Consider the following 18,311-nt stretch of genomic DNA (forward strand, 5'->3'; position numbering starts at 1 on the left):
ATGAATTTAATGTTTTAATAGCTGAATAATATCTTCGATTATTTTATCATCGTCTTTAACCACAATCATCTGAATTTTCAGTTCTACCAACAGTGATTTTATTTTAAAACCAAACTCTCCTGATACGATCTTCTCTACAGGAACTGAAGCTACTAACTGTACAGAGGCTGGTCCGGCTCCTTCTTCAGCATCTTTATTTGGGTTAGGAATAAATTCCACTTTTTCAGTCAGTGTGTCGTAGATTGCAAAAAACGAACAACGACCAAAACGCTTATCCAGAGTACTTTTTAATGTATTTCCGGAACTTGTTATTGCTACTTTCATATTCTATTTCTAATTACATTTTTTCTTGATTTTTCTGGCACATACGTCCTCTTTTTCGCTTATTGGAACAATGTCCGCGGCCGCAACCGCTTTTACCTAAATATGTGAATTCACCTTTTTCTTCTTTCGAAAGGTTATCGTAATTTTGAATATCACGACTTCCACACAAAGGACATATTTCTATCTGCTTTTCTTCGGCTGGATTATTAAAGAAGCAATTACATGAACAGCAGGAATACCATTCATTATCGAAACAAACCTTACCTCCTTCAATAATGATATTTCGACCTTCAACAAATGCCTGAGCTATTTTTTCACGAGCCGACATATAAATACGAGTCAAAGTGGGACGAGATACCTTCATAAAAGATGAAGCTTCTGCCTGAGTGTATTTTTCGTAATCGCAAAGGCGCAAGGCTTCGTACTCTTCATACAAAAGAAACAAAGATTCTTTCTTCTTTGCATTCTGCGCCATGCCATAAGGTCTGAAGCCTGAAGCAACAGGCGCAACAGATATTTTTCTTATTATTTTCGGTCTTCCTGGCATACTTTTAATTTATTGTCCAGTGCAAATATAATGAACATTTGTTCATAATGAGTCGTTTTACTATTTATTTTTATTAAAAATAAAATATAGGTATATTACAAATTAATAAAGCGAGACTCCCAATCTGGAATTCTCGTTTTGTAACTGTTAATTGCATTATTAATATAATAAAGTTTACTTTTTAATCTTTTTCATAATTTCATCTTTTGGAAATATGCACTAATTTAATTCTGCCAACAGGTTAATGTTATCTTTTGCCAACCGATCATGATCGGTTGGGCATCGGATCATGATCGGTTGATGATTCAATCATGATCGGTTGACTATCGGATCATGATCGGTTTACAAAAAAAGTATGCAACAAAGAAACTAAGTTCTTTATTGCATACTGATTCAAAAAGGCTATATTCAAATATCTACGTCACCTACAACTTTATTGTATAATTCAATCCCTTTTCAGGGTAAGTTATAAGATTAGTAATTTCAAAATTCATGTCTCCACCTTTTATGCCATCATTAAACAAAATCTTTATTGTATGTTTTGTATGTGGCTTTAAAGTATAATCTCTAAAATAGACCAGTGATGGATTATGTTCTGTCTTATGTAGTTTAAAGATCAAATCTGAATTATTCATAATAGAGAGGGTTACTCCCTTTTCATCACGATCGATCTCCTTAATATCTATGCATTTTTCAAAGAATGGTCTCATAAGTTCTTCCTGACCTATAACCATATCTGCATACCATACAAGGGTACGTCTGTTATCCAATGCTTCGCGTATACCATCCAAAGAGCGTTCCTTGGCAAAGACGAAAGTCATTGTTCTGTGCTCACCTCTGGCAAAGTCATAATCGGTCTGTATAGGCTCATGTATATCGGATGTTCCAAGCATAGTCAACTTCTTCTCAATACACCATTTCAATGCTTCAGGTGAATAAACATCACCATTTGCTACCTCGATACCATTGATGCATCCATTATTGTATAGCTCTGTATGTTCTGGCCACCATTTTGTTGAATCAGGCTGTTGTCTGTCCCACCCAGGATGATTCCAAAAGATAAATGCCTTCTGCTCTTTTGCTGCTTTGTATGCATCTTTATAATCTTTTGTGTCAAGAGGATTTGAATCTTGAAGGAAGATAGCATTCGAGTGTCCGGGAGCCATAGGACGAGTTATCTCACTGCCTTTTACCAATAGTATTCCCATGTCAGAGGCTTTCTTTTTACAGATTTCATAAGAACGGTTATGATCTGCATTGATATCTTTCTTGTGTGGCTGATACTCTATATGCTCGGTCAATGCTATAGCATCTAAACCCTCTCTGTAGGCTTCGTCAACACGAACAGTAGGCCAAACAAGTCCGTCAGAGAATACGGTATGCATGTGAAAATCACATTTCAGAGTTATATAACCATCTAAATCGGGTACCTTTATCTCATTTCGTTGCTGTGCTAATGAGGGCTGCAATCCTACCAAAATAAGGAATGCACAAATAATAGATTTCTTCATCATCATTTATTTTGTTTTTGTAAGTTTTATATTATCAATAAACCAACGGAGATAGACACTGCTTCCTGTATTAGCCTTATTCTCTCCCCATCCATTAGACTTTATTGTGATACGGGTATCTTTATTTACCGTAATATTACCAAGATTAAGTTCTGCATGAAGCCATGACAATTGATCGACTGAATTTTGGAAATTATGTCCTATAGGAGCCAGATCCACAACATTACTTCCATTGGTAATGGTTACAATTACCTGAACAGGGTCAAATTTTCTGGTTCCGCCTACCATAGGTGCCCAGTCAAAAGAGAGTGTAAGATTGGTATTTGCAGGTACATTATCGATAGCAGGAAGAGTTATACCTGCCTGAGTCTGTCTTGCCGAACTTGAGATAACAGTCCTGAAGATATATTGCATGACCCGGTATCTCCTCAAGTCTGTATCCACGATCTGTAAGTGCTTTATCGGCTGTTGTACCATCAGTATTTACTGCTGTATATATCTGTGGTGCTGATCCGTCGCCATCATTTTCGACTGTCTTCCCTGCCCCACTGCTCAAGGCCCATGGTTTCAACCATTCAAAATCTTCAGAGAAATAGATAACCTCTACGACACCCTTGTCTTCCACTTTTGAACATATCATTTTTATGGTTGGCTCTGCTACTCCTGCGAAATAACCTGAAACCTTTACTTTATGGCCATTTAGTGCGGCTAAATTGAGACTTTCTATAGCATCGGTTATTAGAAGTGAGTTTGATGAACCCTCTACAACAACGGTGTTATCGGAAAGTACTCCTGTAACACTTACATAGTCGCGTGTCTTTGAATTGTATGTGTCAAGTTTTGCCGTAATATCTGTTGCCTCAGGATATGTTGCATATGAACCTTGTGAAACTACACTCAAATTATCACACTGAACATATGTCAGTTTTTGAGAGTCGCTCTCCTTCACTCCTTTTATAGATACTTTATCGCCAACCTTTACAGGATCACTGCTCAACACGTATATGTTCGAAGCATTGCTGTTCTGTGCACCCGAAACTATAAATCCTTTTGTTGTAAGAGCCATTACATTTACATTTGATACAGAGAGGATATCTTCGTCGGCTAGTGCTGAGAGTTCTCCCAATGAGTACTCTTTGCAGTCTCTATATTTATCTCCTGCCTGTGATATTATCACCTCTGCACGACTCGCCAAAGTACTTCCTTTGAAGACAAGAGCTTTTTTACGTGGATTGTCTATTGCCCCACCACGCATATTATCATTAACAGAAATGGTTACATCCATCGTTCCTGTTCCTGATGCAGGGGTTACAGTCACCCAGTCGGGGGCATCCGATACCCAGTCGGCATCGGCATAGACTGTTATAATTTTACTTGTAGCAGCAGTAGCCTCAAAGTTCAGATTCGTAGCGCTTGCAAGCACAGCCTTAGAGAGAGTGTTCTCTTCATCGCAACAACTGCTCAATAGTGTTACTGTAAATGCCAGTACAGAGGCCATTATATAATTTACAAATTTCATAATTGTACTATTTTATTTCATTGTCTATTTTTAGAATGATAATCCATCTTTCCATCCAGGATTTTGAGTTAAATTATGGTTCAATGAGCGTTCATCTGTAGGTATAGGATATAGATAATCGCGTTCTTCAGAGAAAGGAGTACGGTTTATATTCTTATGATAATACAAATAGCCCTTATTTCCATCAGAGAGTATTACATCTTTTCCTATTTTGTAAACAAGAACTCCTGCATCGGCAGTTGGTTTTGCCTCTCCTTCTGCATAGAGAATGACATCAGCTTTACCATCACCTGAGAGGTCGTACCCTCCTGCTCCGGGGAAATACATGCCGACTATAGATTGGTCGATACAACTCCCGGCTTTCCAACGAACTAAATCATCGAAGCGGAATCCCTCTTGCATAAGCTCTATTGTTCTCTCACGGCGAATTTCAAGGATAACTCCCTTATTCGAACCATTTACATTTGGATAACCTGTCTCACCAGCAGAGAGATATCTGTCAGGTGCTGAATTTGCCGCATTCATATCAAGATTTGGCATACCTACACGTTTACGCAATAGATTGATAGATTTATCAAGGTCTGTTTGTGACAGTGTTCCTAGTTCGGCTTTTGCTCGGCATAATTTAATAGTATCTCGGCGTAACGGTATACAGGAAGGTCATTTGTAGAACGATCGTTTCGGTCTACATTACCTCCAGATGCGGTAGGCTCTTGAACAAACTTTATTGGCTGATAACCTGTGACACTCAATGATAAATCGGGAGCTAAAACCTTGGTAGTCTGAAGTCTCTTATAACCCGGGGTGCGGATACTCTGTGCCAGACGTGGGTCACGGTTCTTTGTCTCATCAATAAACTGCATCTCTTGCCATCCTGACTGATTGGTAAAGGCTGTTCCATCCTTCATGAGATAGGTGTTTACCATCTTACGTGTCAATCCCGGCTTGCCTTGTGTAGGTACAAGGGTGTGTCCGGCTGCATTATGAAGAATTGACATACCATAGTCAAATTTTATAGCGAGGATATATTCATCAGGATCGGCATCCTCTTTTGCAAATAAATTTACATAGTCCTCATTAGGCTTTCCTGTACTATAGAGTTTATACTTGCTACTGGCCATCAACTTTTCGGAAGCATCGACAGATTGTTGAAGGTAGTAATTGTAATCATGACCTGCTAAAGTGATTTTATGGTACTTTCTATATGTGCCTTCGTAAAGGCAGAACTGAGATTTAAGTGCCAAGGCAGCATATTTATTAACTCGGAAAGGACTGCTTTTTTCTTCATCCTTACTCGGTAGGTTTTCGATGGCAAAATCTACATCCTCAATCATATGAGTCATAATAAGTTCTCGTGAGTCGCGTGCTTTATATAGTGTTTCATCGGTTGAGGCCAACTCTGTGTCGTACCAAGGTACATCACCAAAGCGTTTCACCTTTTCAAAATAGAAGAAAGCACGGAAGAATCGTGTTACAGCCTTATATTTAAGGACAACATCCTTATCAGGACATTGGTCTGCATAGGTAAGTAGAGTATTCATCTTACGAAGATCGGTCCACGACCATCCTCCACCCGAAGCAGGTACATCACGATTGGTTCCGCCAAGCATTTCAACTGACAAGTTCTGTTGTACATAGACATCACTCTGCATATCGAATGGTGACTTATCGAGCAAATTATTATAAAAAGAGTTGCTGAAAAGTTGAAGATCTGTTTCTGTCTTGAAATAATCGGTCTGCGAAATCTGACTCTGAGGTTGAAGGTCCAATAGAGAATCGCAGGATGAGAGTCCCATGCACAATGTCATGGCTGCTAAAATATATCGTTTCATATCTTATCTAAATGATTAATTAAAATGTTATATCTATACCAAACATATATGACTTCTGCCAAGGATAGAATGAATTGCTATATACATCACTTCTATTTATAGAGCCTTCAGGGTCTATGTATTTAGAGTGTTTCTTTATAGGCGACCAATAACATAGGTTCTCACCGGTAAATGAAAGACGAACAGCCTCAATTCCTGCTCTCTTTGTAAGACTCTGTGGAAGTGTATAACCTATTGTGAGGTTCTTGAAGCGCAGGTAGCGGATATTCTGAATATAACGGTCATTTATGTTCTTCAAATAACCACCTGTTGTGAGGTATGCCATTGCACGTGGGAAATATGCGTTTTGATTATCTTCCGACCAGACATTATCCAAAAAATTATCCTGTAGGAAAGTCATATAAGGATATGAGTACGGACCCCAAAATGGCATAGATTGTCCTGAAGGATACCAATAATGGTTACCTGTTCCCTGGAATAGGGCTGATACATCTACACCACACCAGCGTATGCTTGCATTGATACCGTAAGAGAAACTTGGCAATGAATTGCCTAACTTCTTTCTATCACCGGGATTATCTACTGTGTTCTGACCTATACCGATATCTCCGCTGCCATCAATATCAAGGAACTTGACATCTCCTGCTTGCCACCCGCCGGTAAGACCTTTACCCATATAGCTAAGATCTACCTCTTTAGCATATGCCTGTGCCTCTTCGGTACTCTTAAACAGTCCATCTGTAACAAAACCCCATATTTCTCCAATATGCATTCCTTCATAATAATCTTTTGCAAAGGTTTTGTCTTTGTTATCATATTTAGTGATTACACTACTGTAATCGCTCAAATTGAATCCGACGCTATACTCAAATGGTCTGTTTGCTAAAAGAAACTGATCTTTCCATGATGCAGATATCTCATAACCTTTAGTTCGTAAATCGGCTGTATTCATCTGTGGAACGGATGCACCATATACAGATGGGAGCTGAATACCATCGGTAAGCATATCTTTCGTATTACGTGTATATCCGTCGACTGTTACGTTAAGTCGGTTGTCGAGCATGGTAAGATCGAATCCGAAATCCCATTGCTGAGCAGTTTCCCAAGTTAAATCGGATGCTATAGGTGCACCGAGTGATGAATATTTTGCCAAAGCACTACCCTCGCCAAATGAATATGCACTGAAGTCGCTTATAGAGACAAGACGCATATAGGTGTAGTATGAAGATACATTCTGGTTGCCAAGGCTGCCATATGAAGCTCTTGCCTTTAGATTGTCTATAATTTTGCGAGCATGTTTGAAGAATGGTTCTTCAGAAATGCGCCATCCTGCAGAAGCTGAAGGGAAAAATCCCCAGCGGCTATCCTTTGCAAAACGTGATGTTCCATCGTAACGTCCACTGAATTCTACAAGGTATCGTCCCTTATAATCATAGTTTAGACGTGTGAAAGCACCAGCCAAAGCATATGCATTCTGACCGCCACCAACACCTGTTATAGTCTCTCCTTCAGGATTTTGTCCTACAAGGTCCAGGTCATCTAGAGTTGTTGATGAGAGATACTCTCCATATGCGGATACATTTTTTCTGTTCAATCTTTCGTAGTTGACGCCTACAACACCCGATACATGGTGTTTGCCTGCGAATGTATCATCATAATTCAAATAGGCATTTGTTGAGTAGTAATTGCGTGAAAGTACCGCTTCATCAAGTCTGTTAGCACCGGCACCTGTTGCATACGATTCCATCTCTGCATCAGGATATTGACGGAAATACATGACATTTGAACGGCTTGTATTACGTTCCTGATACATACGGTATGTAAAGTCGGCAGTAAACTTGAGCTGTTTGATAGGCTGAATAACCAGACGGGTTGTTGTAGAGAAGTCATTGGAACGTTCTACATTTCTATGTGATCCTTCACCAAGCAGGATATGACGTCCATTGCCCACTTTATAGTTAAGGTAGGGAGTGCTGTACAACCATGATCCGTCAGGATTCTTCATAGGGAAACATGCCAATGCATGACGTGCACCATAGGCAAAAGTATTTTCTACACTCTCGTCACCTTGAAATGTATATTGAGAACCATAAAATGAGGTATTGTTTGACATTGTTGCATACTTGTTGATTCGGAAATCAATTTTAGCACGCATATTGTATTTACGGTAAATATCCGGATGCTCCTTAAGCATTCCTTTCTGATAGTCGTATGCTCCGGAAAGCAGATACTTTATATCCTTGTTTCCACCATTTATGGATAAGTTGTGTTGCTGTATAGGGTGATTATCATTATACATCATATGCCACCAGTCGTAGTTTCCATAATATACCCACTGATTGCGTCCGTTTCTCTGCTCCTCGATAACCCAGGGACGATCAGGATTTTCAGTTTTATCGTTTACACGTGCAAGCAGCTGCTGCATATCCTTGTCGGTATAGTCGCAATAGAGAGTTCCGTTCTTCTCTTTCCAGAATTTGTTGACTGTATATACTGACCAGTAACCTGTAGTCTCATAATCTGTAGATGTAGTTGGAGCCTCCCAACCTACTCTTCCGCTGTAACGTACTTTAGCTTTTCCATTTATATCTGATCCTGATTTGGTGGTTACAAGTATCACGCCAAAAGCGGCACGGGCTCCATATATTGCTGCTGCGGAAGCATCTTTGATGACTGATATAGACTCTATATCATTTGAGTTTATTCGGTTTAAGTCACCTTCTGCACCATCAATAAGGATTAATGGCGAAGAACTGTTGATGGAAGTCACACCACGTACATTTATTGACGGTGATTTTCCGGGGACACCTGATGAAGTAGTGATATTAAGTCCGGCAACAGCACCCTGCAGCATGTTTGTTACCGAATGTGAGATACGGTTCTCTAGAGTCTTGCCACTAACAGTAGATATTGCACCGGTAAGATTTACCTTTTTCTGAGTACCATAACCTATGACAACAGCTTCATCGAGCATAACTGCATCTTCCTGCATATACACAGTTATATCTTTCTGACTATTATTCACCTTGATCTTTTGTGGTAAATAGCCCACGTATGTGAAATTTAAGATTGCATTCTGTGATGGTATCTCAAGACTGAATGTCCCATCAACAGTTGTTATGGTTCCTTTTGAAGTTCCATCCATATGAATGGTAACTCCGGCAAGAGGCTCCTGCTGTGTATCAAGTACCTTACCTGACACTGTTCTGTTTTGTGCAGACATTGGGAATATACATCCCATTGTAAGAATTAACAGGAGTAAAATAATAGAAGGTTTGATAACTTTCATAATTTAAATTAATAACGTGTTTTTTATCTGTTTTATTTATGTTACTTTCTCTATCTAAAAGGCCTTTGGACGTTGCATATTCTCACTCCATGAATGACCAAACTCATCCTTTACAGTGATAACTAAATCTGTATCAGCATCTTTTGCCTTTACCTTAAAGAAATGAGTAAACTTCTCAGTAATAAAGTTTGGTGTAGAGGTTAGGGTTGATGAGTTGAAGCGTTTCACTGTAAGTGCTTTAATGTGAAGAGGATCGTATGCCCATACTTTTGAAACATTAAGATTGTTTCCACTTTCATCGGTTACAGTAACACTCCATCTTGGATTCCAATTCCATATATTTATAAGCACTTCATTGTCGCTATTTTCTGGGTAAGCATCGACATATTTCATATAGCTGTTCTTTATCGTTGCAGAGACTGTCGTCGGCATATTAGGAACATCGGCCAATGAAAAATGAACATTGTTGAGGTCGTAACTGCGAAACTGATAATCGATATCATATCCTGTTGCTTTGTATAAATACTTTATGTTATTATCTGATATATCCCAAATAGAGTAACCTCCAGGTGTACCATCGGGCTGAGATGAACGCCGGGAGTAAGATATCCAGACCACCACCATGAGCCACATACTGCTGCCGTATTGTGCTCATAGAAATTCTTACCATTAACGACTGATTCTTCGGGAACTACATTGTAATTAAGATGTGTATGTCCGGTTACAAAATGTACCTGATAACCACTCAAGATATCGAACAGTTGTGATGAACCTGCGTTATCGTGGTCTATCTTGAAGCCTCCTGCTTCCAAAGGATAGAAGACCTGAGCATGCATCATCACGACCAGTGGAGTGGATTTATTTATGTAAGAGAGATCGTCAGAGAGCCACTCCAACTGGTCGGATGTTATTCTTTTTATATAATTGCGTGATTCTGAACCATCATAACTGCTGCAGTCTATATCGTCCAAAATGACATAGTGTACTTTACCAATATTGAATGAATAATAGGTAGGTGCCAGAATGGTCACAAACGGTGTTGAGGCCGCTGCATCGGATGTAGCTTTATAGTCGTTGTCATGATTACCCATAGTATGGAATATCTGTAAATCCTTTAGCTGTGAGTTCATTGTACTTAAATATTCGGGTATTGCAAAGCTGTTTGAGTACCAAAACTGGTCCCATGTCATATCACCCAATGTAATGGCATACATCTTTTCATTAGGATATAGGCTACGGTAACTGTTTAAATCGGTAGTAAATTCTTTAAACTGTTTGCTGTCACTTGTTCTGTTAGCCAAATGCATATCTCCAAGCATGAACACCTTATAATTATCCTGACCGGAGACTATGTTTAATGTAAAATCAGCTCTTTCCTGAGTCGCTGCATCAGCATTAAGGAGTTTATAGAACTGAGGTAAAATACCTTTTGATGGTGCTTCGTAATTGCTTGGTATGGATATGAAGACATATCTTTTTGTCTTCTTGGATTTCAACTGGTAGATTCCGTTTTCATCTGTAGTTGTTGTCTCAACACCATCGGAGACCACTACTCCTTTCACTTTACCTTCCGCTGAAGATACTACACCATAAATAGTTGTTCCTTTATCGGGAGTAAAATCAAGTTTATCTACTACATTAAGGTATATTTTACCTAACTGTTTTTTCCTTGAGTCACGTCGTACATATATATTATAATAACCTGTCTCACACTCTTCAGGGATTTTTATAACACATTCATTGGAAGTTACATCAAGAAGTGTACACAAATAAGAGACGCCGTTAGCGGACTCGAGTAAAAATGAATCGGATGTTTTGTTTATACTTCCTTCACTTATGGTGAAGGCACATTCACAACCTTTACTTACATTTACTGAAGAAGGAACAGAAAGTGAAATTTTGATTCCTTCATCAGATGCTACCTGATTTTCGTCAGCACTACATGCCAAAAGTGGCAGTACAATAATAATTAAAGACCAAAGTAGATACTTATTAATTTTCTTCATTTCAATTTGTTAAAACTGAGCAGTAGCCGCCCTCTTTTTTCCATTTCGTTTAACTACTGTTCATAAATTTTTAGCAAAGTTGCATAAAGCTTTTTTCAATGATGGTACAAAAATGTTACGTAAATATTTAGTTTGGTGTTTACTCAATAATGGCTGTAGAGGCTGCATATAATTACTTTCAATTGCAACAAAATTGTAATCGTATGGTAAAAATAATAAAACATGTATCCTATAAATTTGCTTGGGAAAAGAGAAAATAATAATCAAGCATTTTTGCGAAATGAGTTAGAACTTAAAAAAAATACAGTTATGAAAATTCAAATGAATAAAGAAAAACAGAGAGAATATCTGACATTTAGTTTATTACTGTTCTCAGCTTTACTATATCTTGTATTTTTTGGATATCTACTCTATCTCCGCAATCATATTTAAATGTAATTAATAAAAAAATCATCCTTGCCTAAAGAGTATCGGCAAGGATGATTCCAAACATTTTCTTATAATGAAAGATAGAGAATTAAACTTTCTCAATAGCTTTTATAACTTCTTCAGCCTGAAGTCTTGCTTTTGCTTTTATAGCTTCAGGTGTATTTACAACGTTAGGGATGTAAAGATTGCCATAGCTGAAGATTGGCTCTGTAAATTTCAGTTCACATAGATAGGCAGTACATTCAATATTGTAGAAAAATTCTCTCAATCTGAAATGAACCTTACCTAGAGGTGAGTAATCTTCTTCACTTGCTCCTGAAGTAGCACTGATTAAAAGTGTCTTGCCTGCAAGCTTATCTCCTCCCGTGCCATATGCAAAACCATAAGTCAAGACTTTATCTATCCACTGTTTTAATATAGATGGCATATTATACCAGTTGATTGGGAACTGGAGAAGTATGATATCAGCATCTACAAGATTTTTCTGTTCTGCCTCTACATCGATATTAAAATCAGGATATAACTCACTTAAGTTTCTAAGTGAGGCATTGGGATATTTCTGGAGAACTGTCTCAACAGCAGTCTTGTTCGCAATAGAATTCTTTGGGTCCGGATGTGCGAAAATAATAGTTAGCTTTTTCATTTTATTGTTTCTGTTTAAGTTTATAATATTTACTTCTATAATACTAATAACAATATATTATTAATATTGTTTCTAAACATACTAATCTTTTTTATAATATATGTAGCATATATTGTGAATATATTTTCAATATTTGTCATGTTATTAAGCAACAATGACTATTTTTGTCAAAAGATAAATAGAGAATAGAGATGAAGGCGAAAAATATTTTAACAGTATGTGCATTGTGCATTCTAGCGTCATGTGCCAATTCGAGTAAGGATAAACAGACATTAAATGATAACGATTCTTTATCTGTTGTAAATAGTAGTATCGATGTTAATTCTTTGACAATAGATGAGATCAGTAAGAGTGATTCTCTTGTGCAAGGACAATATAAGATGCTGGCAAACTACGTTTTAGATTATCCTGGAAGCGGTAATGAGTATCTGTTGCGCAATTTACGTGAGTGGATAAACGAATCACTTGGGGGAAATTACGATGGTAATCTGGATAAGCCAGAGAAAATGTTGGATTATTATATAAAGAAGAACATAACTCCTGAGGAGACTGTTCTGGAATGGAATACAGACAACTATGTAGAAATAAAAAAAGATTACACGACAGATAAGTTGGTAACTTTTACCAAAACAGTATATGTTTATCTTGGTGGCGCTCATGGAAATACTTTTGTAGGTGGCAATACCTTCAGAAATAGTGATGGACGCAAATTCGGATGGGACATGTTCCGTACTGATTTTGACTATATAGAGCTATTCAAAAAGGCACTTATGCAACAATATTTTAAGGTTAAAACAGGGAAAGAGTTGGATGACTTACTGATGCTGCCTACACCGGGTTATCTTCCAAAGCCTGTATCTGATCCATATCTTACAAAAGAGGGTGTCGTTTTTGTGTATCAGCAATATGAGATTGCGCCATACGCTGCCGGTTCGCCTAAATTCACATTACCATATAGTGAAGTGAAGAAGTATATGACTCATACAGTACTTGAGCTGCTGAAGTAACTTTTATTTGATTATAATTTGACGTAATAATATAAAGTAATGAAACACATTTTTTATGCAGCTATCATGGCTGCTGTGATTAGTGGGTGTACATCAAAACAGAAGGGTAATGACATTGATCAGAACCCTTTTTTGACTGATTATAGCACTCCTTTTCAAGTACCTCCTTTCGAAAGTATTGAGGTAGGAGATTATAAACCGGCTCTTCTTAAGGGTATTGAGGATCAGAATAAAGAGATTGATGCTATTATTAATAATAGTGAGACTCCTAATTTTGAAAATACTATCGCTGCACTTGACAGAAGTGGTGCTCTATGCGAGAAAGTACTCTCTGTTGCCTATATGCAATTCGAGATAGATGCTAATGATGAGATGGATAATTTGAGCCAGGAGCTCTCTCCTATTGTCTCAAAACATAGTGATGACATCTCTCTTAATCCTAAACTATTTGCTAAGATAAAGCAGGTTTATGAGAAACGTGACTCGCTAAAGTTGGATAAAGAGCAGAAGAAATTGCTTGAGAATACATACAAGGATTTTGTGAGAGGTGGTGCAAACCTGGATGCAAAAAGCCAGAAGAGATTACGTGAACTGAACAGCGAAATATCTCTTCTTGAGATTACCTTCGAACAGAATGCCCTCAAGGAGACTAATGCTTTCCAATTGGTGGTTGATAAGAAGGAGGATCTTTCGGGACTCCCTCAGGCACTAATAAACAGTGCTGCAGAGACTGCTAAGGAGAATGGCAAGGAGGGTAAATGGATCTTTACATTACATAATCCAAGTGTAATGCCTTTTTTACAGTATGCAGACAACAGAGCACTCAGAGAGAAAATATTCAAAGGTTATATAAACCGTGGAAACAATGGTAATGCTAATGATAATAATGAGATAGTACGTAAGCTCGTCACAGCTCGTCTGGAGAAGGCTAAGCTTATGGGATACAAGGACTATGCTTCATTCGAACTGGAAGATAGAATGGCTAAGAATGAGCAAAACGTATATAAACTGCTTGACCAGATATGGAAACCTGCTATTGCCAAGGCTAATGAGGAGTTGGCTGACATTAACGCTGAGATAAAGAAAGAAGGCGGTAACTTTACTGCTGAAGGATGGGACTGGCGTTATTATGCCGACCGTGCCAAGAAATCGAAGTTTAACCTTGATGAGAACGAGATTCGTCCATACCTGCAACTTGAGAATGTGAGAAGCGGACTCTTCTATGTAGCTAATAAGCTATATGGTATCACAATGACTCAACTAAAGGATATACCTCTTCCTAATCCAGACGCTCAGGCTTTTGAATGTAAGGATAAAAATGGAGAGCATCTTGGCGTAGTCTATTTTGACTATTTCACAAGAGCAAGTAAACGTGGTGGTGCTTGGTGTGGTACTTATCGTGAACAGAAATATATCGATGGAAAGAAGGTTGCTCCTATCGTATCTATTGTATTCAACTTTAACAAACCTGCCGGCAACGAACCTGTTCTGCTCTCTGTAGATGATGCGTTGACTATGTTCCATGAGTTCGGACATGGATTGCACTCACTCTTCAAGGATGTACATTACAATGGTGTTGGTGAAGTGCCACGTGATTTTGTGGAGTTGCCATCACAGATAATGGAACACTGGACTTTCGAACCAGAAGTGTTGGCTAAATATGCCAAACATTATAAGAGTGGTGAGGTAATGCCTGCGAAACTTGTAGATAAGTTGGATAAGAGCGGCAAGTACGGACAGGGATTTGCAACAACTGAATATCTTGCTGCATCGCTTCTCGATATGGATTATCATGTGCTGAAATCTGTTCCTGCGAAATTTGACGTGATGAAGTTCGAACAAGAGACTCTTGGTAAAAGAGGACTTCTTTCACAGATTCCTTCACGTTACCGTACAACATACTTCAGTCACACAATGGGTGGAGGATATACTGCCGGCTACTACAGTTATATATGGGCAGAGGTGCTTGATGCTGATGCTTTTCAGGCATTTAAGGAGACAGGCGATATATTCAACCAGGGCGTAGCAGATAAATTCCGTAAATATATACTTACTCCTGGCGCTATAGATGATGCTATGGATATGTATGTGAACTTCCGCGGTAAGAGTCCTGACACAGAGCCATTGCTTAAAAACAGAGGATTGAAATAAATATAGAAATCCACTTTATCTGATACTCATTCTGAATAAAAGATAAAGTGGATTTTTTATGTGGTAATTGTATTGTCTTCTTCAATGATGATATTGTCGGGGATACAGTCTACAGGCATTGTTATAATTATCTTGTCTCTTTCAGTATAGTAGCTGCCATTGAATATCTCAACAAATAGAGAGTTTATCTGATTCTGAATATTCTGTTCTTTATTGTCTATTAAAGGAAGTACTAGTGGTGAACCCTCTACTATAATCGAGAACAGACTCTTCTCTATTGCTAAGAGGGTGAGCTTGATATTTATCTCACTATCAACAAGAGTTGATGCAGTAAGCAGAGAGTAAACTAGTTGGTTATATCTTGATACATCTCCTTTGACTTTCAGCTTGTCTATAGAACAAACGAATTCAATTTTTGCATTTGGATTCTTAAAAATTGCCTTGTTTATACTCTCCTTGCATATCAAAACCAAATCGAAATAATCGATGGTGAACTTCATCATACCAGACTCCAACCTTGATAGATCTAGGATATTGGTGATAAGGTGAAGAAGTTTCTTTGAACTTTTCTTTATCTCTCTGGAGTACTCCTTCTTTTTGTCATAAGATACATTCTCATTATTAGCTATAAGTTCTGTGAGCTTATTTACGTTACTTAGGGGTACCTCAATATCCTGAGTCATGTTCTGCAAGAAAAGATCTTTCTCTGTATCGTTATCTCTTGCTATAAATGCTGCTTTTTGAGTTGCATCAACAGTCCTCTTCAACTCCTTTCCGACAACAATAAACCTGTATATGCTGAAGCTGAAGATCAAGAGTATGGTTATTCCAAAAAAGATAGATGTGTTCATCTTATGCTCTTCTGCCTGTTCTTTTGCATAGAGCATTTCCTGGATCCTGGTGTTGGCCTGGCTGACCTCTCTCTGCGATTTTATCAGCGCTGTCTTAAACTCCAACGACTCTTCCAATATCTTTACAAAGAGTGTTGCTCCCTCTTTTTTCTCACCTTTAATGAATAATAGTGATGCTTTATAATACTGTTTGGTTAGATATGGAGTGGTGTATATCTTTTTTGTATTCAGCCTTTTCAACTCATCAAGTGCTTTGTCATAGTCCTTAAGCATGTAGTTGAACTTGACAAGGTTAATGATATAGTTGAATCTCGTAATCCTATAGATATGAGCCGTATCTGTTTTGTTATCAATTATATCTATCTCCTTTTTTGCATTTTCAAGGTCATTCATGTAGAGCATTACACTTAACTTCTTTATATGAGCAGCCTGGAATATAGTTGAGTAATTAAGAGTGTTATTATCGTCATAGCTATACTTTAAAGACATATCGATTGAGTTGAGCGCCTTTTTATACTCCTTATTTTGTATGTATACATTAGCAAGATAGTCATATAGTTCCCTTTTATTGATAGGGTCTAACTTTGGATCGTTTACAGATTCCAGGATGAGTTTTTTTGCTTTATCAAAATTCTCTGTGTCGTTATAGAGGTAGATAAGACATTTGGTGATAATATAATCTATAGTCTTGTTGTTTATAGATTGTGACAGCTTCTTGCCCTTCTGTATAATATCATATGCACTCTCAAACTGCTTGTCGAATATTGTCTCATATACTATTATAGAGAGACAGTTGAAATATAAAATGTAATCCTCTTCTGTAGTACAGAAAGGCTTTATCTTGTCGAGATATTTATTGGCCTTCTGGAGATTATGATCACGCTTTGCTGCAAGAATCTCGAAGAAATATAGCTGGAGTATATTATCCTTATTATTGAATTTTGGTGTATCAGTTCTTAATATGCTCAAGATAATATCTGACTCTTTTATGTAATGATACGTGTTAAGGACCTTTACAATAGAGTCTATTCGGGCATCACTGACGGGCATTGCCAGAATATTATTTCTTATACTATCGAAATTTATGACATCAGGCTGTGGAGTTTCATCCACAGCTGCTTTCGAAATATTCAGATTACCAAATATAAAAAAGAGTAATACTATTAACGCTCTATACATCTCAGTTTACTATAGGTAAAGTAAAAATAAAACGTGCACCTTCTGTGTATGCAGGATCTACCCAGATCTTGCCTTTTAATTCAGTTACTATCAATTTACAGATAGATAGTCCCAATCCTGTACCATGAGTATCCTCGTCTACCTTCTCAAATCTGTCGAAGACAAGGTGTTGCTTATCTAAAGGTATGCCTGTGCCGTTATCGGATACAGACACATATACCATATCTCCTTCTCTCTCAACTTTCAATATTATACTTCCCTGTTTACAGAACTTCGTTGCGTTGACGAGTAGGTTTATCAAAACTTGCTGTATTCTTGCCGGATCAGTCTTAATGATAAGTCGTTTTATATCTGATTCAAAAAGAATATCAGCATCAGTCTGTTTAATTTGTTGTAATGTATTTATTGTTTTGCGACAAATGTCTATGATGTCACATGACTTCAGATTAATGCGTAGATTATTTATGTTCAATCTTGACATGTCGATGACATCATTTATCAGATTCTGAAGTAGTGATGAGTTTAATTTAATAATATCATTACACTCTTGCATGGCATTATCATCAAGATCATTGGATTCTGAAATTATATCCGAGAAACCAATAAGCGCATTTAGGGGTGTCTTTATCTCATGGCTCATGTTTGAGAGTATGGTACTTTTATTTCTAAGAGCTATTTCAGCAGATATCTGCATCACTCTCCATTTTTCTCTATACCTTTTAAGCTTTTTGTTCTGTATGTAGAGTAATATTGATAACGTAAATGTTATAATAAGAGATATGATAATGCAAGTAATTATTTTCTCTTTGTTTTCGTTATCTCTGATGGAGTTCTCTAACTCCAGAGTCTGCAGGTCATATTCCTGTCGGAGGTCTTCCATGCTTTCATTATATTCTGACATAGATGAGACTTTATCGGCATTATCAAGATTTGACAATTCAATGCCAATTGAGTCGTATTTTCCTTCCTTTAGCATCAGTTTGTATTTAGCCAATTCAATACTGTCTTTGTAATATTGTTTTT

At 37.6% G+C, this 18,311-nt stretch carries 13 protein-coding genes and 1 pseudogene; 2 read left to right on the forward strand and 12 right to left on the reverse strand.

The features are described from left to right. Positions 1–6: 6 nt before the first annotated feature. The 10 genes and pseudogenes from JCM15092_RS08460 to JCM15092_RS08505 form a co-directional block, all read right to left on the reverse strand. Entirely contained in the window at positions 7–324 is a 318-nt protein-coding gene (locus JCM15092_RS08460; protein WP_084488507.1) for a NifB/NifX family molybdenum-iron cluster-binding protein, read from the reverse strand. 13 nt (positions 325–337) lie between these two features. Beyond that, the gene (locus tag JCM15092_RS15515) at positions 338–871 is read right to left on the reverse strand and encodes a DUF134 domain-containing protein (RefSeq protein ID WP_024994285.1); all 534 of its coding nucleotides are present in this window, start codon (positions 869–871) and stop codon (positions 338–340) included. A gap of 425 nt (positions 872–1,296) precedes the next feature. Beyond that, complete coding sequence (locus JCM15092_RS08470; RefSeq protein WP_024994286.1) at positions 1,297–2,388, reverse strand: Sb-PDE family phosphodiesterase; 1,092 nt, start codon at positions 2,386–2,388, stop codon at positions 1,297–1,299. Next, a complete protein-coding gene (locus JCM15092_RS17060; RefSeq protein ID WP_148296630.1) occupies positions 2,389–2,796 on the reverse strand; it encodes a hypothetical protein in 408 nt (135 codons plus the stop codon). Then, positions 2,717–3,901: a BACON domain-containing protein gene (locus JCM15092_RS08480; RefSeq protein WP_148296631.1), complete on the reverse strand. Its 1,185-nt coding sequence runs from the start codon at positions 3,899–3,901 to the stop codon at positions 2,717–2,719. The genes JCM15092_RS17060 and JCM15092_RS08480 overlap by 80 nt, the downstream gene beginning before the upstream one ends. Positions 3,902–3,931: 30 nt before the next feature. Continuing rightward, positions 3,932–5,733, reverse strand: a pseudogene (locus JCM15092_RS15520) (RagB/SusD family nutrient uptake outer membrane protein). A 19-nt stretch (positions 5,734–5,752) separates the two neighbouring features. Next, a complete protein-coding gene (locus JCM15092_RS08490) occupies positions 5,753–9,022 on the reverse strand; it encodes a SusC/RagA family TonB-linked outer membrane protein (protein WP_024994289.1) in 3,270 nt (1,089 codons plus the stop codon). A 54-nt stretch (positions 9,023–9,076) separates the two neighbouring features. Then, positions 9,077–9,655, reverse strand: coding sequence for a calcineurin-like phosphoesterase C-terminal domain-containing protein (locus JCM15092_RS17555; protein WP_235782305.1), 579 nt, complete (start codon positions 9,653–9,655; stop codon positions 9,077–9,079). Continuing rightward, positions 9,550–11,028 carry a metallophosphoesterase N-terminal domain-containing protein gene (locus tag JCM15092_RS15525; RefSeq protein ID WP_235782306.1) on the reverse strand — a complete coding sequence of 493 codons (1,479 nt, stop codon included), beginning with the start codon at positions 11,026–11,028 and terminating at the stop codon, positions 9,550–9,552. Before JCM15092_RS15525 ends, JCM15092_RS17555 begins: the two co-directional genes overlap by 106 nt. A gap of 517 nt (positions 11,029–11,545) precedes the next feature. Next, positions 11,546–12,100, reverse strand: coding sequence for an NAD(P)H-dependent oxidoreductase (locus JCM15092_RS08505; RefSeq protein ID WP_024994291.1), 555 nt, complete (start codon positions 12,098–12,100; stop codon positions 11,546–11,548). A gap of 191 nt (positions 12,101–12,291) precedes the next feature. Between JCM15092_RS08505 and JCM15092_RS15530 the strand changes: the two genes are divergently transcribed. Together JCM15092_RS15530 and JCM15092_RS08515 are read left to right on the forward strand one after the other, a co-directional pair. Beyond that, positions 12,292–13,107: a DUF3298 and DUF4163 domain-containing protein gene (locus tag JCM15092_RS15530; protein ID WP_024994292.1), complete on the forward strand. Its 816-nt coding sequence runs from the start codon at positions 12,292–12,294 to the stop codon at positions 13,105–13,107. A 39-nt stretch (positions 13,108–13,146) separates the two neighbouring features. Then, on the forward strand, positions 13,147–15,258 hold the full coding sequence (locus tag JCM15092_RS08515; RefSeq protein ID WP_024994293.1) for a M3 family metallopeptidase: 2,112 nt from the start codon (positions 13,147–13,149) through the stop codon (positions 15,256–15,258). Between the two features lie 56 nt (positions 15,259–15,314). Here JCM15092_RS08515 and JCM15092_RS08520 read toward each other — a convergent pair whose 3' ends face one another. Together JCM15092_RS08520 and JCM15092_RS08525 are read right to left on the reverse strand one after the other, a co-directional pair. Then, a complete protein-coding gene (locus tag JCM15092_RS08520) occupies positions 15,315–17,288 on the reverse strand; it encodes a tetratricopeptide repeat-containing sensor histidine kinase (RefSeq protein WP_024994294.1) in 1,974 nt (657 codons plus the stop codon). 1 nt (position 17,289) lies between these two features. Continuing rightward, a complete protein-coding gene (locus JCM15092_RS08525; protein ID WP_159101382.1) occupies positions 17,290–18,282 on the reverse strand; it encodes a sensor histidine kinase in 993 nt (330 codons plus the stop codon). Positions 18,283–18,311 lie beyond the last annotated feature (29 nt).

The sequence above is a fragment of the Phocaeicola paurosaccharolyticus JCM 15092 genome (assembly GCF_000613805.1).
GTDB classification, from domain to species: Bacteria; Bacteroidota; Bacteroidia; order Bacteroidales; family Bacteroidaceae; genus Phocaeicola; species Phocaeicola paurosaccharolyticus.